Origin of the sequence: Bacillus sp. FSL W8-0519, from assembly GCF_038005585.1 — a bacterium.
GTDB classification, from domain to species: domain Bacteria; phylum Bacillota; class Bacilli; order Bacillales; family Bacillaceae_G; genus Bacillus_A; species Bacillus_A paranthracis.
The window spans coordinates 4,252,719-4,272,996 of the sequence record NZ_JBBOTL010000001.1 but is presented as its reverse complement, the minus strand read 5'-3'; the positions used below and the strand labels follow the sequence as shown (position 1 = coordinate 4,272,996).

Genomic DNA, 20,278 nt, shown 5'->3' with positions numbered 1-20,278 from the left:
TTTCCGGAAAAACTACTAATGAAAGTATGATCTTGCCTAAAAGAGGTGAACGGAAATGAAATGGATACTGATTGCGATGCAAGCTTTCGTTATGATGTTTTGTTTCGTTTATGGAACGAATGCGAAGGCGGAAGGGCCAGTACCAGAAGTAACAGAGAAAGACCCTCAAGTTACAATTTTATTAGAGCGAATGTATGTTGATGGAGAAGTAAGTGAGGAAATCTTTACAGAAAAAGTAGCAGACTTAGAAAAGTTTTTACAGCAATATAAAGAATGGCAGCTCGTTGATCGTGATGATGTACAAATCGTATTACAAAAGAAAGTTGACGATATTTCTCCGTTATTAAAAACGAGCGGTTATTTTGGAGTGTCAGAGGAAGGGATATTACAAATTTTCAAAGGTGTACCGAAAAGCGATAATGCGATTCATTCCTTCTTTCAAATTGATATGAAAAAGCTTGAGAGTTATGAGCGTGCGAAATTGAAACGTGGTATTCGTATTAAATCAAAAGAAGGTTTTGTGAAGACGATTGAAAAAATGAAACAATATGCAGTGCAAAATAAGAAAAAAAGCAGCTCATGGTGAGCTGCTTTTTTTCTTATTTATTTTTATCTAAAATTTGTTTTGCGATTTCATCGATTAGCATATCTTTTCCGATTGGATTGAAAGCTTTCGTATTGAAGATTTCGTTTGATACTTCATATACGTGATTGTTTTTTACAGCTCTATTGTCTTTCCAAACGGCACTGTTTTTGTAGTCTTCGTAAACTTTATCAGCTTCACCGCCAAAGTTTACAATAAACATTTGGTCAGGTTGGAATGCAACAAGACCTTCTAGCGATACTTGCGCCATCGTTTGTTTTAAATCTGTACCTTTTGTTGCTGGAAGTTTTAAGTCGTTAAAGATGATGTCACCGTACCCGAAGCTACCGTATACACGGAAGTTTTGTGGTGTAACTGCGATGAACATAAAGCTCTCATCTTTTGTTTTCTCTTTAATCTTTTTAGATAAAGAGTCGGCTTTTTTATCGTAGTCTGCAATCCATTTGTCGGCTTTCTTTTCTTCGTCAAATAGTTTACCTACTTCTTTAAACTTACCGCGCCAGTCTTCTAAGTTTGTTTCTAGAACAACTGTCGGTGCTACTTTTTCTAGTTGATCATAAATTTTTAATTGACGATTGTTCAAAATAATTAAGTCTGGTTTTAAAGCAGTAACAGCTTCTAAATCAACTTTAGGTGCCCAATACCAACCTACTGCTTTTACTCCGTCTAGCTTTTCTGTCAAATGCTTTTGGATTTTATCTTTATATGTATTTGCTGTACCAACAGGTTTGTGTCCAAGAAGTAATAATTCTTCTGTTGAACCCGATAAATCAACAATTCTCTTTGGATTTACTGGAATTGTAGCTTCCCCTTTAGCGTGTTTTACAACTTTTGTTTTCGGTTGTTCTTTTGCTTTTGATTCTTCTTTTTGAGAAGAACAGCCAACGATAGAAAGAACAACTAGCATAATAGTAAATAAAATAAATAGCTTACGTTTCATCCTGATGTAACCCCTTTAATTAGTATTGATAATCATTATCGACCTCTGTATATTAATGTGCTTTAACCTTTCTGTCAATGAAAATAACAGAAGTTTCAAATAGAGAACATTTGTTGGGGCAGTCTCGCTTTTCTATCATTAAATATGTTAAAATGGAATACATGATTTAAGAGGGAGAGATCGTATTTTGTTTGAATATGTTACAGGTTACGTGGAGTATGTAGGACCGGAATATGTCGTAATTGATCATAATGGAATTGGTTATCAAATTTTCACACCGAATCCGTATGTATTTCAAAGAAGTAAGCAAGAAATCCGTGTCTATACATATCATTATGTGAGAGAAGATATTATGGCGCTTTACGGGTTTAAAACACGTGAAGAGCGTTTATTATTTACAAAGTTGTTAGGTGTGTCTGGTATTGGACCAAAAGGCGCTCTTGCAATTTTAGCTTCTGGTCAAACAGGACAGGTCGTTCAAGCAATTGAACATGAGGACGAGAAGTTTTTAGTGAAGTTCCCGGGCGTAGGAAAGAAAACAGCGCGCCAAATGATTTTAGATTTAAAAGGAAAACTAGCAGACGTTGTACCAGATGCATTTGTTGATTTATTCTCAGATACAGAACGTTTTGATGAGAAGAAAGGTTCGTCAGCTGAGCTTGATGAGGCGCTGGAAGCTCTGCGCGCACTTGGATACGCGGAACGAGAAGTTTCTCGCGTTGTACCAGAGTTATTAAAAGAATCATTAACGACGGATCAGTATATTAAAAAGGCACTTAGTCTTTTACTAAATGGTAAGAGGTGAGTATAATGGACGAACGTCTCCTTTCAGGGGAATCTGCATATGAAGATGCGGATTTAGAATATTCATTACGGCCACAGACGCTCCGTCAGTATATTGGCCAAGATAAAGCGAAACATAATTTAGAGGTGTTTATTGAAGCGGCGAAAATGCGTGAAGAAACGTTAGATCACGTGCTTTTATATGGACCACCAGGTCTTGGTAAAACGACGCTTGCGAATATTATTGCCAATGAAATGGGCGTAAATGTTAGAACAACTTCAGGACCGGCAATTGAAAGGCCAGGTGATTTAGCAGCTGTATTAACATCGCTTCAACCAGGGGATGTATTATTTATTGATGAAATTCATCGTTTGCATAGATCAATTGAAGAAGTACTATATCCTGCGATGGAAGATTTTTGCCTTGATATTGTCATTGGAAAAGGACCGTCAGCAAGGTCTGTACGTTTAGATTTACCGCCATTTACATTAGTTGGAGCAACGACGCGTGCGGGAGCATTATCAGCGCCATTACGTGACCGTTTTGGTGTGCTTTCAAGATTAGAGTATTATACAGTAGATCAGCTTTCTGAGATTGTGGAACGTACAGGAGAAGTATTTGAAGTTGAAATTGATTCATTAGCTGCACTAGAAATTGCAAGACGTGCTCGTGGTACACCTCGTATTGCGAATCGTTTATTACGACGTGTACGAGATTTCGCACAAGTTCGGGGTAATGGAACAGTTACGATGGAAATTACACAAATGGCGTTAGAACTACTGCAAGTAGATAAATTAGGTCTAGATCATATTGACCATAAATTATTGCTTGGTATTATTGAGAAGTTCCGTGGTGGTCCAGTTGGATTAGAAACGGTTTCGGCAACGATTGGAGAAGAATCTCATACGATTGAAGATGTGTATGAGCCGTATTTATTACAAATTGGCTTTTTACAACGAACGCCAAGGGGGCGAATTGTAACGCCACTTGCATATGAGCATTTCGGAATGGAGATGCCAAAAGTATGACGGAGATGCCAAAATTGCTTATTACAGCAGGGATCTTACTTATCGTTGTTGGCTTAGCTTGGAAGTTCATTGGAAGACTTCCAGGCGATATTTTTGTGAAAAAAGGAAACGTTACCTTTTATTTTCCTATCATTACATGTATTGTGTTAAGTATTGTATTATCTTTTATTATGTATATAATAAATCGATTCAAATAAGAAATAGGTGGATATAGTTATGGATATTAATCTGTTTGATTTTCATTTACCAGAAGAACTTATTGCACAAGTCCCATTAGAAGAGCGTGAAACATCAAGATTAATGGTGTTAGACCGTGAAACAGGCGATATTGAGCATAAACATTTTACAGACATTCTTTCTTACTTACATGAGGGGGATTGCTTAGTTTTAAATGAAACGAAAGTAATGCCTGCTCGTCTGCATGGTGTGAAAGAAGATACAGGCGCACACATTGAAGTACTTCTTTTAAAACAAGAAGAAGGCGATAAGTGGGAGACGCTTGTTAAGCCAGCGAAACGTGTAAAAGAAGGAACTGTTATCTCTTTTGGCGAAGGAAAATTAAAAGCAACTTGCACAGGAACTGCAGATCAAGGTGGACGTCAGCTTGAATTTTCATATGACGGCATCTTCTATGAAATTTTAGATGAACTTGGAGAAATGCCACTTCCTCCATATATTAAAGAGACGCTAGAAGATCGCGATCGCTATCAAACAGTATATGCGAAAGAAATCGGTTCAGCAGCAGCGCCGACTGCAGGACTTCATTTTACAGAAGAGTTACTGGAGAAGTTAAAACAAAAAGGCGTTGAGTTAGCATTTATTACACTTCACGTAGGGCTTGGAACATTTAGACCAGTTTCTGCTGATACGATTGAAGAACACCATATGCACGCAGAATATTACCATATGTCTGAAGAGACGGCGGCATTATTAAACCGTGTAAGAGAGAATGGTGGACGTATTATTACGGTAGGTACGACTTCAACTCGTACGTTAGAAACAATTGCGACAGATCATGACGGCAAGCTTTGTGCTGCTTCTGGTTGGACAGACATTTTTATGTACCCAGGTTACGAATTTAAAGCAATTGATGGTTTAATTACAAACTTCCATTTACCGAAGTCAACATTAATTATGCTTGTAAGTGCATTTGCAAACAGAGATAATGTACTTCATGCTTATAATGAAGCAGTAAAAGAAAAATATCGTTTCTTTAGCTTTGGTGATGCAATGTTCGTTGCCTCTCACGCTAAAATGGGAAACAAATAAAAGGAGTAAATTATGACAGCAATTCGTTATGAATTTATTAAAACTTGTAAACAAACAGGTGCCCGTTTAGGACGTGTACATACGCCACACGGTTCATTTGATACACCAACATTTATGCCAGTTGGTACGCTTGCAACAGTTAAGACAATGTCACCAGAAGAATTAAAAGCAATGGATTCTGGCATTATTTTAAGTAATACGTATCATTTATGGCTACGTCCAGGTCACGAAATCATTCGTGAAGCAGGCGGTTTGCATAAATTTATGAACTGGGATCGTGCAATCTTAACGGACTCTGGTGGTTTCCAAGTATTCAGTTTAAGTGACTTCCGTCGCATTGAAGAGGAAGGCGTTCATTTCCGTAACCACTTAAATGGAGATAAATTATTCTTATCACCAGAAAAAGCGATGGAAATTCAAAATGCATTAGGTTCAGATATTATGATGGCATTTGATGAGTGTCCACCATTCCCAGCTACTTTTGAATATATGAAGAAATCTGTAGAGCGTACAAGCCGCTGGGCAGAGCGTTGCTTAAAAGCACATGAACGTCCACAAGATCAAGGTTTATTCGGTATTGTACAGGGTGGGGAGTTCGAAGAGCTTCGTCGCCAAAGTGCAAAAGACCTTGTTTCAATGGACTTCCCTGGTTACGCGGTAGGTGGTTTATCTGTAGGTGAGCCGAAAGATATTATGAACCGTGTACTTGAGTTTACAACGCCACTTCTTCCAGATAATAAGCCACGTTACTTAATGGGAGTAGGTTCTCCTGACTCGTTAATCGATGGTGCAATTCGTGGTATTGATATGTTTGACTGCGTACTTCCAACTCGTATCGCTCGAAATGGTACATGTATGACAAGTGAAGGCCGCCTTGTTGTCAAAAATGCGAAATTCGCAAGAGATTTCGGTCCGCTTGATCCAAACTGTGATTGCTATACATGTAAAAATTACTCTCGTGCGTACATTCGTCACTTAATGAAATGTGATGAAACGTTCGGAATTCGTTTAACGTCTTATCACAACCTTCATTTTCTGTTAAACTTAATGGAGCAGGTGAGACAAGCTATTCGTGAAGACCGTCTTGGCGATTTCCGCGAAGAATTCTTTGAACAGTATGGCTTTAATAAACCGAATGCTAAAAACTTCTAATACATAATTTAAAAGGAGGAACAAAAGATGAATCCAGGTATGATGAATATCGTTATGATCGTTGCGATGTTTGCGATTTTCTATTTCTTATTAATTCGCCCGCAACAAAAACGTCAAAAAGCAGTTGCTCAAATGCAAAGTGAGTTAAAAAAAGGTGATGCTATCGTAACAATCGGTGGCTTACACGGTACAATTGAATCAGTAGATGAGACGAAAATCGTTATTAAATCTGGTGGTTCACACTTAACTTTCGATCGTAATGCGATTCGTGAAGTTGTGAAAAACTAATGAGGAAGGCCCTGCATGAAATGTGCAGGGCCTTTTTTTAGTTATTTTGTTTGGACATATTTACACCGAAAATGCCACCAAGTGTACTCGCGCCCATTAATGCTAATTGGTAAAGTAACTGCGAGTTCGATAAAGTTTGAGAGAAGCCTAAATAGTTAACTAGAAAAACAAGTATAGTGAATGTAAGTCCTGTTGAGAAGCCTACTAGCCAACCTTTCCCTTGTGCTTTTTTGCCGGCAGTAAACCCAGATATAAGCATAGATAAAAGTGCGAGTATAAAAATAGTAACAGCTAATGTTCCTTCATTCATATCTGTAAATTTTAATAAAAGAGCCATAATCATGCTAGTAACTGTTGCGAGAATTAATAGGATAACGATACCGAAGCCGATTGCAGTTGATAATTTTTTCGTTCCATCCATTTATACATTCCCCCTTTTTAATACAAGCATATTTTCCTTTTGCCTAAGTTAGACTATTTTCTTTTTTATAGGGGAGTCTATACGTAAAAAGGAGATGTAAAAATGGAATGGGTATCAGTAATTGGCCGGACGATGCTGTTGTATATTATCATCTTAATTATTTTTCGTCTTATGGGTAAACGTGAGATAGGAGAATTAAGTGTATTAGATTTAGTCGTATTCATTATGCTTGGTGAAATGGCTGTAGTCGCAATTGAAAATACGGATAAATCACTTTGGCATCAATTAGTTCCGATGGTCTTTCTTATGTGTATACAGATCATTTTGTCTGTCATTTCTTTAAAGTTTCAACGATTTCGGCATTTAATAGAAGGAGAACCAGCAATCATTATTAATGCTGGAAAAATTGATGGAAAAAAGATGAGAAACCAGCGATATAATATAGATGATTTAATGATGCAATTAAGAGAGCAGGGAGTCGGAGATATTAGGGATGTAGAATACGCTATTTTAGAACCATCTGGGAAGTTATCTGTCTTTCAAAAACAAAAAGGCGGGCAGGATGCATTGCAGTTTACTCTTCCCCTTATTATCGATGGAGAAATTCAATCGAATCATTTACAAATGATTGAACATACAGACGAGTGGCTTGTTGAAAAATTAAAAAACTTAGGCTATAACGATGTAACACAAATTTTATACTGTAGTTTTCAAAATGGAAAATTTTTTGTTGATTTGAAAGAAAACTAGAGGCTTACTATATGGAATAGTAAGCCTATTTACTTCAAAAATGAAAGTTTTCGAATGATAGGGAGACGACTTAACTCTTCTTTTCGAATGAGCTTGAAAATGAAGAGGAGCACAATATAAACGAGTGTTGTTAAAGTGATTTCCCATAATGTTTGTATGCCAAGTGAATGAGAGAAAACCATATACTTATGAAGGTAAAAACCGAAGGAGCCTGCGATACCGATGGCAAGTCCGCCAAAAATATAGTCTTTTGCGTAAATGGTAAATGTAATTTTCTTTAAAACAGTAGCATAATGAAGAAATGTTACTGTTACGATATTTGCTGCAATTGCAAGGGCAACCCCCATCATTTGAAACTCTGGCCTTGAGGCTAGTACGAAAATAACAATTAATTTCACGATTGCACCAATAAACGTATTCATCATGGCCGCACGTGCTAAGTTTAAAGCTTGTAAGACAGAGGTAAGTGGACTTTGAAAATAATGAAATAAAAAGCAAGGTGCAAGAAGCTGGATGAACGCTGTTGCACTATCCGATCCATACATAAGAGTTAAAACAGGAGAAGCAAATACGTATAATATAACGACTGACCACCCGCCAGTAATGAGTGAGATTCGAAGAGCTTGTTGTAAGCGGTGTTCTACTAATTTATGTTGTCTTTTTGCCATTGCCTCGCTAATTGATGGAACGAGTGCTGTCGAAAGAGCGTATGTAATAAAGGCTGGTAGTGAAAGAAGCGGGAATGCATACCCGTTTAATATACCGTATTGCTGAGTTGCGACGGAGGCAGCAACGCCGGCAATCGCTAAGCTTTGCATAACGACGATAGGTTCAAAAAAATAGGAAACGGAACCGATTAAACGACTTCCTGTAGTTGGAAGTGCAATATCCATAAGAGAATAAAATGTTCCTTTGCTCTCCTTTACAGTAGTGAAAAATCCAGAGCGTATAGATAAATGTTTTTCGCGCTGGAATAAAGTAAGTAAAAATAATAACGATGCCACTTCACCGAGAACGGCTGATAACATAGCGCCAGCTGCAGCATATTCTACGCCGTAAGGTAAAAATAATTGAATACATATAGCGATAATGGTAATGCGGACAATTTGTTCTATCACTTGGGCGTAAGCGCTAGGTTTCATATTTTGTTTCCCTTGGAAATAGCCACGTAAAACAGAAGAAACAGCAATAACAGGAACGACAGGCAAAATGGCCATTAATGGATAGTACGTTCGTTCATCAGTTAATAATGTTTTTGCTAAAATAGGTGTGAGGAGCATAATTCCAATTGTTAAAATGATACTAATAACAGATGTAACAGCTAATGATACTGTTAATATTTTTTTAACTTTTTGTTTATCATTCACAGCTTCTGCTTCTGCTACAAATTTTGCGATTGCGACAGGAAGACCGATTTGTGTTAATGTAATTGCTAGAATAAATGTAGGGACGGCCATCATATAAAGGCCAACGCCTTCTTCTCCTAAAATACGTGCCATTACAATACGATTAATAAATCCTAGAATTTTGGTAATAAAGCCGGCTATCATTAAAATAAATGCGCCTTTTAAAAAGCTTTGTCTCGTCATGGTCTTCTCCTACCTTCTCAAAATCAGTGGAATGATTTACAATAATTTATATGCACGTACGAGACAAGAATGACAAGCATTTAAGAGAGTACTCTTGAAAGTAGTTATTGCTGTCCATTAGAGCGGGATTAAAAGCGACTTTTCGTGCTGAAATAAGAAGGAGATGTTATATATGTTAGATAGAGAGGCTTTGGTAGAATCATACCGCGGACAGTTACAAGTCGTTTTAGAAAGTAAAGTAGAAGAGTTCCAAATGTTCGGCTACGACCGAGTAACAGATGATGACATTTGGAAGTTTCTTAAAGTGAAAAAGTGGAAGAAGATAGACAGTGACGTTAGATTGTATGAATTAGTTAATGACGTATTAACAGTAACAGCTAATGAATATATGACGTATTTAACTGTTGAAGCATATCAAGCCCCGCTTTGGTCATTTGATGAATATGAAAATAAATAACCGACTGCAATTGGTTTGTTCTTCCTTTTGCAGTATAATGATAGGTATTGATAATGAGGAAATAATTATGTCTAAGATCATATATAAAGGAGGTAGTGAAGAGAGAAAACAAATAATGAAAGTGTAGGTAATGTGAAAAACTTACCGACACAGCTGGTGAGGAACTAGCAAAATTATAGAAAGGAAGTCTACTAACTAGGCGTATGCACACGTGTAAAAGTGAATCGTAAAAGATTTATTTGAAGTGTTAGTAGCGGAAAGAGGGTACATATGGCAAAGCGTGGTACAAGAATTGCCGCCTTTTTCCTCATCGTTTTATTAATCGGTGGAGTAATTGGTGCGGCAGGAAAAGACATAGCAAAAGGAATTAGTCTAGGACTAGACCTTCGCGGTGGTTTTGAAATTCTGTATGAAGTAAAACCAGCCAAAAAAGGTGATAAAATCGATCGAGATGTACTTGTAAGTACAGTAGGTGCTCTTGAAAATCGTGTCAATGTTCTCGGTGTAAGTGAGCCGAACATTCAAATCGAAGGGCAAGATCGAATTCGTGTACAGCTTGCTGGTGTACAAGATCAGCAAAAAGCACGTGAAATGTTATCAACACAAGCGAAATTAACATTTCGTGATGTAGATGACAATCTTCTTATGGATGGAACGGATTTAAAAGGCGGCGGAGCGAAGCAAACATTTGATGAGCAAGGCCGTGCGAGTGTAGGTCTTACACTAAAAAGCGCTGAAAAATTCCGTGAAGTAACTGAGAAAATTTCAAAAATGCCACCACCAACGAATTTAATGGTAATTTGGCTTGATTTTGAAGAAGGAAAAGATTCGTATAAAGCAGAATCTGCAAAACCGAATCCGAAATTCTTATCAGCAGCAACAGTAAGTCAAGTATTTAACCAAGCTGAAGTATCTATCGTAGGTGGAAACTTCACAGTTGAAAGTGCAAAACAACTTTCATCTTTATTAAACGCAGGTGCACTGCCGGTTGATTTAAAAGAAATGTATTCAACATCTGTTGGAGCGAAATTTGGTCAACAAGCGTTAGAGCAAACAATTTTCGCTAGTGCGATTGGTATCGCTCTTATTTTCTTATTTATGCTTGTATTCTACCGTTTACCAGGACTTGTAGCGGTTATTATGTTAGGTTTATACATTTTCGTTACATTACTTGTCTTTAACTGGATGCATGCAGTTCTGACGTTGCCAGGTATTGCGGCGTTAGTGCTCGGGGTAGGTATCGCAGTTGATGCGAATATTATTACGTACGAGAGACTAAAAGAAGAACTGAAAATTGGTAAGTCAATGATGTCAGCATTCCGTGCTGGTAACCATCGTTCATTAGCAACAATTTTAGATGCGAACATTACAACACTTGCAGCAGCTGGTGTATTATTCGTTTACGGTAATAGCTCTGTAAAAGGATTCGCAACAAGTTTAATTGTAAGTATTTTAGTTGGTTTTATTACGAACGTATTCGGTACTCGTTTCTTACTAAGTTTACTTGTAAAGAGCCGTTACTTCGATAAAAAACCAGGATACTTTGGTGTGAAACAAAAGGATATTATTCCGTTAACAAAAGGTGTAGTACATCCACCAACGAAATTTGATCGTATTAACTTTGTAAATGTCGGTCATAAATTCCTTATCTTCTCGATTGTAGTTGTAATTGCAGGTGCAATTATTTTACCAATTTTCAAAATGAATCTTGGTATTGACTTTGCGAGTGGTACACGTATCGACCTGCAATCAAAACAATCAGTTACTGTGTCTGATGTTCATAAAGATTTTAAAGAATTGAACATTGACGTGAAGGAAGAAAACATTGTACCGACTGGAGATGACAATAAGGGATTCGCAGTTCGTACATTAGGTGTTCTATCAAAAGATGAAATTGCGAAAACAAAAACATTCTTCCACGATAAATATGGTACAGATCCAAACGTAAGTACAGTTTCGCCGACAATTGGTAAAGAAATTGCAAGAAATGCATTTATCGCAGTATTAATTGCTTCTGCAGTTATCATTTTATACGTAAGTATTCGATTCCGATTTACGTACGCATTATCTGCAGTGCTTGCATTATTACATGATGCATTCGTTATGATTGTTATATTTAGTATTTTCCAATTGGAGGTAGACTTAACGTTTATCGCTGCCGTGTTAACAATCATCGGTTATTCTATTAATGACTCAATTGTTACGTTTGATAGAAACCGTGAATTATACAAACAGAAAAAACGAGTTCGCGATATAAAAGACTTAGAAGAAATCGTAAATGCAAGTATTCGCCAAACGCTTGGTCGTTCGATTAACACCGTATTAACAGTGTTATTCCCAGTAATTGCACTGCTTATCTTCGGTAGTGAGTCACTACGTAACTTCTCGTTTGCGTTACTTGTTGGACTAGTTGTAGGTACGTATTCTTCTGTTTTCGTTGCTTCTCAAATTTGGTTAATGCTTGAAAACCGTCGTTTGAAAAAGGGCAAAAACAAGAAAAAGGTTGAGAAAGTAGAATCTGAACCGCAAGTATAAAAAAGATGATGTCTCTTTATGAGGCATCTCTTTTTTCGTTTGTGGATACAATAAGATAGTTACTTTGAAATGATGAAATGGAAGAAAGTGGTGATGTTATCGCTGTTTTTGTTACAATAAAAAGATAGGTTAAGAAAAGAAGGGATTTTAATGATGGAAAAAGATGAACGTTTTAAACAGGCCGAGTTTGGTGCCATTGTCGGGATCGTTGGTAATATTATATTAGCGATTATAAAGGCGGTAATTGGTTATATTGGGAACAGTAAAGCGCTATTAGCAGATGCGGTGCATTCTGCATCAGATGTAATTGGTTCGCTAGCTGTACTGTTTGGGTTACGAGCAGCAAAGCAGCCGCCCGATGAAGATCATCCGTATGGTCATGGTAAAGCGGAATCGATTTCAGCGATTATTGTTGCAGTATTATTATTTATTGTGGGAATCGAGATAGCGATTTCGTCCATAAAAGCTTTTTCGCAGGAACTAGAACCACCGAAAGGGATTACAATTTTTGCTGTCGTTCTTTCGATTGTTGTGAAAGAAGGAATGTTTCAATATAAATTCCGATTAGGGAAAAGGGTAAATAGTGATGCAATTATTGCAAATGCATATGAGCACCGTTCAGATGTGTTTTCTTCAATTGCAGCTTTAATCGGTATTTGTGCAGCGATTATTGGTGGTAAGTTCGGGTTAGATTGGCTTGTGTATGCCGATCCAATTGCAGGATTATTTGTTTCACTTCTCGTTGCAAAAATGGCATGGAGTATTGGGGCAGAAGCAATTCATGCAACGCTTGATCATGTTCTTCATGAGGAAGATGTTATTCCGCTTAGAGAAGCAGTACTTCAAATAGACGGTGTAAAAAAAATTGGTTCTTTATACGCAAGGGAACATGGTCATTACGTTATTGTTGATATTAAAGTTTCTGTAGATCCATACATTACTGTAGAAGAAGGGCATCGCATTGGAAAGCATGTGAAAGAAACGCTTATGAAACAAGATAACGTACAAAATGTGTTTGTACATATAAATCCGTATTCTCCAAATTAAACATTATTAACATTTTAGTATATAGATATTGCATCGTAGTTTGCATGATATTGTCACCCCTTAATCTGTCTTGTATAATGAACAGGTTAAGGGGTGATTTCGTGTTACAACCGAAGACGCGTTGGAAAGAAAAAGAATATAATGGCGAGCGAGTGAGTGAATTAGCAAGTAAATTACAATTATCACCACTTGTCGTTTCGTTATTCCTCGGTAGAGGATTAGATACAGAAGATAAGATTTTAGATTTTTTAAATACAGAAAATCAAGAATTTCATGATCCATTTTTATTAGAAGGAATGGATAGAACGGTAGAACGTGTAAATAAGGCGATTCAAAATGGAGAGCAAATATTAATATTTGGTGACTACGATGCGGACGGAGTAAGTAGTACGACTGTGTTATATCTTGCCTTGCAAGAATTAGGTGCAGACGTAGAATTTTATATCCCAAACCGTTTTACAGAAGGTTATGGACCAAACGAAGAAGCATTTCGTTGGGCGCATAGCGCAGGATTCTCATTAATTATTACTGTCGATACTGGTATCGCAGCTGTACATGAAGCGAAAGTGGCGAAGGAACTTGGGATAGATCTAATTATTACAGATCACCATGAGCCACCACCAGAATTGCCAGAAGCACTTGCGATTATTCACCCGAAATTAGATGGCGGTGTGTATCCGTTTCACTATTTAGCGGGCGTTGGTGTTGCGTTTAAAGTTGCACATGCACTACTAGGCCGTGTACCAGAACATTTATTAGAAATTGCAGTAATTGGTACGGTAGCCGATTTAGTATCACTTCACGGTGAGAATAGATTGCTAGTGAAGCGCGGTTTAAAACATATGCGCATGACGAAAAATATTGGACTAAAGGCGCTATTTAAAGTTGCTAACGTTTCGCAAAGTGAAATTACAGAAGAGAGTATTGGCTTCTCAATCGCACCTCGTATTAATGCAGTTGGACGTTTAGAAGATGCTACGCCGGCTGTACATCTTTTGTTATCAGAGGATCCGGAAGAAGCGAAAGAGCTGGCTGAAGAAATTGATGAACTGAACAAACTGCGAAAAGATATTGTAAAACAAATTACAGAAGAAGCTATCGCTGAGGTGGAAACGAATTTCCCTCCTGAAGATAATAAAGTATTAGTGCTTGCAAAAGAAGGATGGAATCCAGGTGTAATTGGAATTGTCGCTTCTAAATTAGTTGAACGTTTTTATCGTCCAACGATTGTATTATGCATTGATCCTGTAAAAGAAACTGCAAAAGGTTCAGCGCGTAGTATTGCAGGATTTGATTTGTTTGCAAACTTGTCAGATTGTAGAGAGTTATTGCCACACTTCGGGGGACATCCGATGGCAGCGGGAATGACGCTACATATGAATGATGTAGATGAATTACGCCGCCGTTTAAATGAACAGGCAGATACAATTTTAACGGAAGAAGATTTTATTCCAATTACAGCTGTCGATGCTTTTTGCAAAGTGGAGGACGTAACACTTGCAGCAATTGAAGATATGCAAAAGTTAGCACCATTTGGTGTTGGAAATCCAAAGCCACGTATTGCAGTGAAAGATGCGGAGTTAGAAAGTATTCGTGCAATCGGATCAGACGGTTCTCATTTAAAAATGGCTCTTCGTGATGGACAGGCAACACTGGATACAATCGGGTTTGGATTTGGAGCGTATGCGAAAGAAATTTCTCCAGTTGCAAAAGTATCTGTAATCGGGGAAGCGTCTATTAATGAATGGAATAATTTTAAGAAGCCGCAATTAATGGTGCAAGATATTGCTGTAGAGGCATGGCAATTATTTGATTGGCGTAGTATGCGTAACGTAGAAGCAAATTTAGCAGAACTTCCGAAAGAAAAAATAACGATGGTGTATTTTTCTAAAGAGGTATTGCATAAATTTTCTTTAGAAGACTATAAAGAGCATATGATGCATGCATCAGAAGTAACCGAGTTAGATGAGCAATACATCGTGTTACTTGATTTACCAAAAGGAACAGATGAATTACGAGATCTATTTAAAGTTGGGTTCCCGTCGCGAATTTATACGCTATTTTATCAAGAGAATAATCATTTATTTAGTACTGTTCCAACGAGGGATCACTTTAAATGGTACTATTCATTCTTGAGCCAAAAATCACCATTTTCTTTAAGACAATATGGAGAACAACTATGTCAACATAAAGGTTGGTCAAAAGATACAGTAAATTTCATGACACAGGTGTTTTTTGAGTTAGAATTTGTTACAATAAAAGATGGCGTCATTTTTATGGCAGACAAAAAACAAAAGCGTGATTTAATTGAATCGAACACATATCGTGAGAAAATGAACCACTTACAATTAGAAAAAGAATTGGTTTATAGCACATATCAGCAACTATATACATGGTTTGAAACGATTCGTAATCATAAAGAAGTAGAACAGTTAGGGTAAAGGATTTGTATTTACAAACCTTTTAGATCTGAGGAGGATTCAGAAATATGGATTTCAAGCAACATATCGCAATTGTACCGGACTATCCAAAAGAAGGTATTGTGTTTAAAGACATTACACCGTTAATGAACGACGGTAAAGCATACAAAGCAGCAACAGATGCAATCGTTGAGTATGCAAAAGAGAGAGACATCGACCTTGTAGTAGGTCCAGAAGCTCGTGGCTTTATTATTGGTTGCCCAGTTTCTTACGCATTAGAAGTAGGATTTGCGCCAGTTCGTAAATTAGGAAAATTACCACGTGAAGTAATTACAGTTGACTACGGTAAAGAATATGGTAAAGATGTTTTAACAATCCATAAAGATGCAATCAAGCCAGGCCAACGCGTATTAATTACAGATGATCTATTAGCTACAGGTGGAACAATCGAAGCGACAATTAAGCTAGTTGAAGAGCTAGGCGGAGTTGTAGCAGGAATTGCATTCTTAGTAGAACTTACTTACTTAGATGGTCGTAAAATGTTAGATGGTTACGATGTATTAGTATTAGAAAAATACTAATCGCTATATAGGTAAAACTACGGTGATAAGAAGTACCCGTGAATCTCTTGGAGAGGAGCGGGTACTTTTGTATAATTGAACAAAAAATTATGGTGAAATGTCAGTAAAATCTTTTCCTTTTCACAATTCACAATCATTGGGTTATAATGATAGAATATAATTTATTCTATTTAATAAAGATAAAGTCAATTTTCAATAAAAGGTGATTCGATGGCAAATGAGCAGGTACTAACAGCTGAACAGGTACTCGAGAAAGCAAGTCAATATTTAGTGGATGAAGATATTGAGCTAGTAGCACGTGCCTATGAATATGCACGCGATGCGCATAGCGAACAATACAGAAAATCGGGTGAACCATACATTATTCATCCAATTCAAGTTGCAGGTATTTTAGTTGATTTACACATGGATCCAGCTACAGTATCAGCAGGTTTCTTACATGATGTAGTAGAAGATACAGAGATTACATTAGAAGATATTGAACGGGAATTTAATAAAGAAATTGCTATGCTTGTTGATGGTGTGACAAAGCTTGGAAAGATTAAATATAAATCTCATGAGCAACAACAAGCAGAAAACCATCGCAAAATGTTTATTGCAATGGCTCAAGATATTCGAGTTATTTTAATTAAACTAGCTGATCGTCTTCATAACATGCGTACATTGAAACATTTGCCTCAAGAGAAGCAGCGTCGCATTGCGAATGAAACGTTAGAAATCTTTGCGCCTTTAGCACATAGACTCGGAATTAGTACTATTAAATGGGAGCTAGAGGATACGTCACTTCGCTACTTAAATCCACAGCAATATTATCGTATTGTAAATTTAATGAAGCGTAAACGTGCAGAACGTGAAGAGTATTTAGACGAAGTAATGACTGGTATTCGTGAGAAATTAGACGAAGTTGCAATTCAACCTGAAATTTCTGGAAGACCAAAACATATTTACAGTATTTATCGTAAAATGGCACTGCAAAATAAACAGTTCAATGAAATTTACGATTTATTAGCTGTACGTGTCGTTGTAAATAGTATTAAAGATTGTTATGCAGTACTTGGAATTATTCATACGTGCTGGAAGCCGATGCCAGGTCGTTTTAAAGATTATATTGCAATGCCGAAAGCAAATCTATATCAATCTCTTCATACGACTGTAATTGGACCGAAAGGTGATCCGCTTGAAGTGCAAATTCGTACGAAAGAAATGCATGAGATTGCAGAATTCGGGATCGCGGCACACTGGGCGTATAAAGAAGGAAAAACAGCAGAAACAACAGGTACATTAGAGAAGAAACTTACATGGTTCCGTCAAATATTAGAATGGCAAAATGAAGCTTCTAATGCAGAAGAGTTTATGGAGTCGTTAAAAATTGATTTATTCTCTGACATGGTATTCGTCTTTACACCGAAAGGCGATGTAATGGAATTACCACTTGGATCTGTTCCAATTGACTTTGCATATCGTGTGCATTCAGAGATTGGGAATAAAACAATTGGTGCAAAAGTAAACGGGAAAATGGTGACACTTGACTATAAATTAAAAACAGGTGACATCATTGAGATTTTAACATCGAAACATTCGTATGGACCAAGTCAAGATTGGGTGAAACTTGCTCAAACATCTCATGCAAAAAACAAAATACGTCAGTTCTTTAAGAAACAACGTAGAGATGAAAATATTGAAAAAGGCCGTGAACTTGTTGAGAAAGAAGTGCGTAGCCTAGAGTATGAGATGAAAGAAGTGTTAGCGCCTGACAATTTAAAACGAGTTGCTGAAAAATTCAACTTTGCAAATGAAGAAGATATGTTTGCGGCAGTTGGATATAATGGTATCACTGCATCGCAAATTGTTACGCGACTAACGGACAAGTTCCGTAAGCAACGTGAAGAAGAAGAGATTGTTGAAGTTAAAGAAGTTCGTAAACCGATGAAAATTCGAAAATGGGATTCTGGCGTTAAAGTAAGTGGTGCAGATAATTTATTAATTCGTTTATCAAAATGCTGTAACCCAGTACCTGGTGATGATATCGTTGGGTATATTACGAAAGGCCGAGGCGTATCGATTCACCGCCGTGACTGTGTAAATGTTCATACAGAAGAAGCTATAGAACGTTTATTAGAAGTAGAGTGGGAAGGTAGCCCTGAAAAAGAAATTGAGTATAACGTTGATATTGAAATTTCAGGGTACGATCGCCGTGGTTTATTAAACGAAGTATTACAAGCTGTTACAGAGACGAAAACGTACATTTCAGCAGTTTCTGGTAGAAGTGACCGTAATAAGATGGCAACAATTAATATGTCAATCTCTATTCGTAACTTACAGCACTTGAAAAAAGTAGTAGAACGCATTAAACGTGTTCCAGAAATTTATGCAGTACGACGCATGATGCATTAATAGGGAGTGTAGAAAAGATGAGAGTTGTTTTACAACGATCAAAAGAAGCGTCTGTCACAGTAGACGGTGAGATCGTAGGACAAATTCCGTTCGGTTTAACATTACTAGTTGGCATTACGCATGAAGATACAGAAAAAGATGCAACTTACATTGCAGAAAAAATTGCGAACTTACGTATTTTTGAAGATGAGAGCGGAAAGATGAACCATTCTGTACTTGATGTAGAAGGACAAGTTCTATCCATTTCGCAATTCACATTATACGGAGATTGCCGCAAGGGAAGACGTCCAAACTTTATGGATGCAGCTAAACCTGACTATGCAGAGCGTTTATATGATTTCTTTAATGAAGAAGTACGTAAGCAAGGATTGCATGTAGAAACAGGGAAGTTCGGAGCAATGATGGATGTTTCTTTAATCAATGATGGTCCGGTTACCTTAATTGTGGAAAGTAAATAGTGTTGCAAGAAGAGAGGGGATGAGCCCCTCTCTTCTTTTATGGTTTTTAATGGTATATTTTGTTAATTATTGTTATGATAGTTAAGAAAATAAACGATATAATCGGGGGATTATGGGAGGTAAAACTTATGGAAACATTTGTACTCGTTCATGGAGCATGGGATGGCGGTTATGTTTGGAAAAAACTAGCTGAACTTTTAAGGGAAGAGGGTCATAGTGTATATACTCCTACATTAACTGGACTTGGGGAACGAACACATCTTATGCAACCTAATATAGGGTTGAAGACATTTATTCAAGACATTGTTAATACTATCAAATATCAGGGTCTAAAAGATGTAATTTTGGTAGGACATAGTTATTCTGGTATGGTAATTACAGGGGTGGCAGAAGTAATTCCCGAGTTCATTAAGGAGCTAGTATACGTGGATGCAATGCTTCCGGAAGATGGTGATTCTGTTATGGATATTTCTGGACCGGAAATGGCCGCGCATTTTATAGAAGAAGTAAAAGTATACGGGGAGGGATGGCGTGTTCTTCCTAGAAATACAATAGATGAGAGAAAATCAGCGATGCCATTGTTGGCTTTTACACAATCGGTTGAAATAAAAAACTCTAAAGCACAATGTATACCGCATATATACGTAGAAGTAAAGGATAATCCAGAACATTGGCCAATGACGTCTATCTTTTTAGAATCAGCAAAAAAAGCAAGAGATAGAAAATGGGAGGTTTTTTCTATTGAAGTTGGTGGGCATTGGGTAATGGAAACTAATCCAGAGGCATTGGTCCGTATATTGAATCAGAGTGTAGAAGTAATTTAATGTATACTTTACTTCCTATAGAAGAAATGGCCGCGCAAGTTGTATTACATGTAATGTTAGAAATTCTCGTAATTGGGGTAGGTATTGTATCGTATCGTTATATTATTTGAAGCATCATATGCTAGCAAGTGGACTAGCTCATTGTTATAAATCCAATACTAATGTTTATTTTGAGTCAATAGCTTTTTCGTTTATGTATAACTCTCTAATCAATATGGAACAATAAAAAGTAAAACATCCATATTGAATGTGAGGGATATACGTATGCGTATGAATGAAAAAGGGCATTCTGTTACAAATGGTGCAAATCAACTGTTTAACGTAAATTTTCATGATTTTATTTCAAAAGAGCAAAACAATACTTCAATGGAGCTTGCTTCTGAGTTTGGCATTTCTCTTCAAGATGTAAAGCGTCTAAAGAAGCAGATTGAACGCTCTTAGAGCACTTGACAATCCTACTGAACAAACGTATAGTAATTTTATATTTACATATGAATATAACCTTTGATAGAGAAGAGTAAATGAGACACACATGGAAAGAGAAGAAATGTCTTAGGCTGAAAACATTTCTACATGATGACTGATTGAATGACACTCTAGAGGTTTCAACTTGAACGGCGTATACGCTTAGTAGGGATGAACGCACATTTAAGCGTTATTAAAAAAGTGGAAGCATACGTGCTTCAATTAGGGTGGCACCACGGGTATAATACTCTCGTCCCTACTGTTCAAACAGT

General features: G+C 37.1%; 20 protein-coding genes and 1 other annotated feature. Of the genes, 17 read left to right on the top strand and 3 right to left on the bottom strand.

Going from position 1 to position 20,278, the window contains the following annotated elements:
• Positions 1-55: 55 nt before the first annotated feature.
• Complete coding sequence (locus tag NST14_RS22455) at positions 56-586, top strand: BofC C-terminal domain-containing protein (protein ID WP_000871180.1); 531 nt, start codon at positions 56-58, stop codon at positions 584-586.
• A gap of 13 nt (positions 587-599) precedes the next feature.
• On the opposite strand, the gene NST14_RS22450 is transcribed toward NST14_RS22455, so the two are convergent.
• On the bottom strand, positions 600-1,544 hold the full coding sequence (locus NST14_RS22450; RefSeq protein ID WP_000823601.1) for an iron-hydroxamate ABC transporter substrate-binding protein: 945 nt from the start codon (positions 1,542-1,544) through the stop codon (positions 600-602).
• 187 nt (positions 1,545-1,731) lie between these two features.
• Between NST14_RS22450 and ruvA the strand changes: the two genes are divergently transcribed.
• The 6 genes from ruvA to yajC are packed head-to-tail and all read left to right on the top strand — an operon-like array spanning position 1,732 to position 6,065.
• Positions 1,732-2,349 carry a Holliday junction DNA helicase RuvA gene (ruvA, locus tag NST14_RS22445; RefSeq protein ID WP_000464511.1) on the top strand — a complete coding sequence of 206 codons (618 nt, stop codon included), beginning with the start codon at positions 1,732-1,734 and terminating at the stop codon, positions 2,347-2,349.
• Positions 2,350-2,354: 5 nt separating this feature from the next.
• On the top strand, positions 2,355-3,356 hold the full coding sequence (gene ruvB / locus NST14_RS22440) for a Holliday junction branch migration DNA helicase RuvB (protein WP_000344462.1): 1,002 nt from the start codon (positions 2,355-2,357) through the stop codon (positions 3,354-3,356).
• Positions 3,353-3,553, top strand: coding sequence for a DUF2905 domain-containing protein (locus NST14_RS22435; RefSeq protein ID WP_000138162.1), 201 nt, complete (start codon positions 3,353-3,355; stop codon positions 3,551-3,553). Before ruvB ends, NST14_RS22435 begins: the two co-directional genes overlap by 4 nt.
• Before the next feature lie 19 nt (positions 3,554-3,572).
• Positions 3,573-4,625, top strand: coding sequence for a tRNA preQ1(34) S-adenosylmethionine ribosyltransferase-isomerase QueA (queA, locus tag NST14_RS22430; RefSeq protein WP_000354031.1), 1,053 nt, complete (start codon positions 3,573-3,575; stop codon positions 4,623-4,625).
• Between the two features lie 12 nt (positions 4,626-4,637).
• Positions 4,638-5,777: a tRNA guanosine(34) transglycosylase Tgt gene (gene tgt, locus NST14_RS22425; RefSeq protein ID WP_000125362.1), complete on the top strand. Its 1,140-nt coding sequence runs from the start codon at positions 4,638-4,640 to the stop codon at positions 5,775-5,777.
• Positions 5,778-5,804: 27 nt separating this feature from the next.
• Entirely contained in the window at positions 5,805-6,065 is a 261-nt protein-coding gene (gene yajC / locus NST14_RS22420; protein WP_001068066.1) for a preprotein translocase subunit YajC, read from the top strand.
• A gap of 37 nt (positions 6,066-6,102) precedes the next feature.
• Here the strand turns inward: yajC and NST14_RS22415 are convergent, their stop codons facing one another.
• Positions 6,103-6,486, bottom strand: a complete 384-nt coding sequence (locus NST14_RS22415) for a TIGR04086 family membrane protein (protein WP_000349147.1) — start codon at positions 6,484-6,486, stop codon at positions 6,103-6,105.
• Between the two features lie 102 nt (positions 6,487-6,588).
• Here NST14_RS22415 and NST14_RS22410 point away from each other — a divergent pair, with 102 nt between their 5' ends.
• Positions 6,589-7,236 (top strand): DUF421 domain-containing protein, encoded by a 648-nt coding sequence (locus NST14_RS22410; protein WP_000455393.1) that lies wholly within the window; start codon positions 6,589-6,591, stop codon positions 7,234-7,236.
• Between the two features lie 29 nt (positions 7,237-7,265).
• Here NST14_RS22410 and spoVB read toward each other — a convergent pair whose 3' ends face one another.
• Positions 7,266-8,825, bottom strand: a complete 1,560-nt coding sequence (gene spoVB, locus NST14_RS22405) for a stage V sporulation protein B (protein ID WP_000198283.1) — start codon at positions 8,823-8,825, stop codon at positions 7,266-7,268.
• 172 nt (positions 8,826-8,997) lie between these two features.
• On the opposite strand from spoVB, the gene NST14_RS22400 reads away from it, so the two are divergent.
• The 9 genes from NST14_RS22400 (at position 8,998) to NST14_RS22360 (ending at position 19,982) form a co-directional block, all read left to right on the top strand.
• Positions 8,998-9,282: a post-transcriptional regulator gene (locus tag NST14_RS22400; RefSeq protein WP_000886980.1), complete on the top strand. Its 285-nt coding sequence runs from the start codon at positions 8,998-9,000 to the stop codon at positions 9,280-9,282.
• Positions 9,283-9,552: 270 nt separating this feature from the next.
• Positions 9,553-11,817: a protein translocase subunit SecDF gene (secDF, locus tag NST14_RS22395; RefSeq protein WP_001119080.1), complete on the top strand. Its 2,265-nt coding sequence runs from the start codon at positions 9,553-9,555 to the stop codon at positions 11,815-11,817.
• A 153-nt stretch (positions 11,818-11,970) separates the two neighbouring features.
• Positions 11,971-12,864 carry a cation diffusion facilitator family transporter gene (locus NST14_RS22390; RefSeq protein ID WP_000409725.1) on the top strand — a complete coding sequence of 298 codons (894 nt, stop codon included), beginning with the start codon at positions 11,971-11,973 and terminating at the stop codon, positions 12,862-12,864.
• Between the two features lie 101 nt (positions 12,865-12,965).
• Positions 12,966-15,305, top strand: a complete 2,340-nt coding sequence (recJ, locus tag NST14_RS22385) for a single-stranded-DNA-specific exonuclease RecJ (RefSeq protein ID WP_000941265.1) — start codon at positions 12,966-12,968, stop codon at positions 15,303-15,305.
• Positions 15,306-15,352: 47 nt separating this feature from the next.
• Entirely contained in the window at positions 15,353-15,865 is a 513-nt protein-coding gene (locus tag NST14_RS22380; protein WP_000346214.1) for an adenine phosphoribosyltransferase, read from the top strand.
• Between the two features lie 210 nt (positions 15,866-16,075).
• On the top strand, positions 16,076-18,259 hold the full coding sequence (relA, locus tag NST14_RS22375) for a GTP diphosphokinase (protein WP_001262809.1): 2,184 nt from the start codon (positions 16,076-16,078) through the stop codon (positions 18,257-18,259).
• Between the two features lie 17 nt (positions 18,260-18,276).
• Positions 18,277-18,717 (top strand): D-tyrosyl-tRNA(Tyr) deacylase, encoded by a 441-nt coding sequence (locus tag NST14_RS22370; RefSeq protein WP_001266956.1) that lies wholly within the window; start codon positions 18,277-18,279, stop codon positions 18,715-18,717.
• 128 nt (positions 18,718-18,845) lie between these two features.
• Complete coding sequence (locus NST14_RS22365) at positions 18,846-19,541, top strand: alpha/beta fold hydrolase (protein ID WP_000447391.1); 696 nt, start codon at positions 18,846-18,848, stop codon at positions 19,539-19,541.
• 264 nt (positions 19,542-19,805) lie between these two features.
• Positions 19,806-19,982, top strand: coding sequence for a hypothetical protein (locus NST14_RS22360; RefSeq protein WP_001242605.1), 177 nt, complete (start codon positions 19,806-19,808; stop codon positions 19,980-19,982).
• 54 nt (positions 19,983-20,036) lie between these two features.
• Positions 20,037-20,267: a binding site (T-box leader), on the top strand.
• Positions 20,268-20,278 lie beyond the last annotated feature (11 nt).

Coding starts and splice junctions, on each gene's coding strand:
- NST14_RS22455 (WP_000871180.1), top strand. CDS start 56: ATGAAATGGATACTGATTGCGATGCAAGCTTTCGTTATGATGTTTTGT.
- NST14_RS22450 (WP_000823601.1), bottom strand. CDS start 1,544: ATGAAACGTAAGCTATTTATTTTATTTACTATTATGCTAGTTGTTCTT.
- ruvB (WP_000344462.1), top strand. CDS start 2,355: ATGGACGAACGTCTCCTTTCAGGGGAATCTGCATATGAAGATGCGGAT.
- NST14_RS22435 (WP_000138162.1), top strand. CDS start 3,353: ATGACGGAGATGCCAAAATTGCTTATTACAGCAGGGATCTTACTTATC.
- queA (WP_000354031.1), top strand. CDS start 3,573: ATGGATATTAATCTGTTTGATTTTCATTTACCAGAAGAACTTATTGCA.
- tgt (WP_000125362.1), top strand. CDS start 4,638: ATGACAGCAATTCGTTATGAATTTATTAAAACTTGTAAACAAACAGGT.
- yajC (WP_001068066.1), top strand. CDS start 5,805: ATGAATCCAGGTATGATGAATATCGTTATGATCGTTGCGATGTTTGCG.
- NST14_RS22415 (WP_000349147.1), bottom strand. CDS start 6,486: ATGGATGGAACGAAAAAATTATCAACTGCAATCGGCTTCGGTATCGTT.
- NST14_RS22410 (WP_000455393.1), top strand. CDS start 6,589: ATGGAATGGGTATCAGTAATTGGCCGGACGATGCTGTTGTATATTATC.
- spoVB (WP_000198283.1), bottom strand. CDS start 8,825: ATGACGAGACAAAGCTTTTTAAAAGGCGCATTTATTTTAATGATAGCC.
- NST14_RS22400 (WP_000886980.1), top strand. CDS start 8,998: ATGTTAGATAGAGAGGCTTTGGTAGAATCATACCGCGGACAGTTACAA.
- secDF (WP_001119080.1), top strand. CDS start 9,553: ATGGCAAAGCGTGGTACAAGAATTGCCGCCTTTTTCCTCATCGTTTTA.
- NST14_RS22390 (WP_000409725.1), top strand. CDS start 11,971: ATGGAAAAAGATGAACGTTTTAAACAGGCCGAGTTTGGTGCCATTGTC.
- NST14_RS22380 (WP_000346214.1), top strand. CDS start 15,353: ATGGATTTCAAGCAACATATCGCAATTGTACCGGACTATCCAAAAGAA.
- relA (WP_001262809.1), top strand. CDS start 16,076: ATGGCAAATGAGCAGGTACTAACAGCTGAACAGGTACTCGAGAAAGCA.
- NST14_RS22370 (WP_001266956.1), top strand. CDS start 18,277: ATGAGAGTTGTTTTACAACGATCAAAAGAAGCGTCTGTCACAGTAGAC.
- NST14_RS22365 (WP_000447391.1), top strand. CDS start 18,846: ATGGAAACATTTGTACTCGTTCATGGAGCATGGGATGGCGGTTATGTT.
- NST14_RS22360 (WP_001242605.1), top strand. CDS start 19,806: ATGCGTATGAATGAAAAAGGGCATTCTGTTACAAATGGTGCAAATCAA.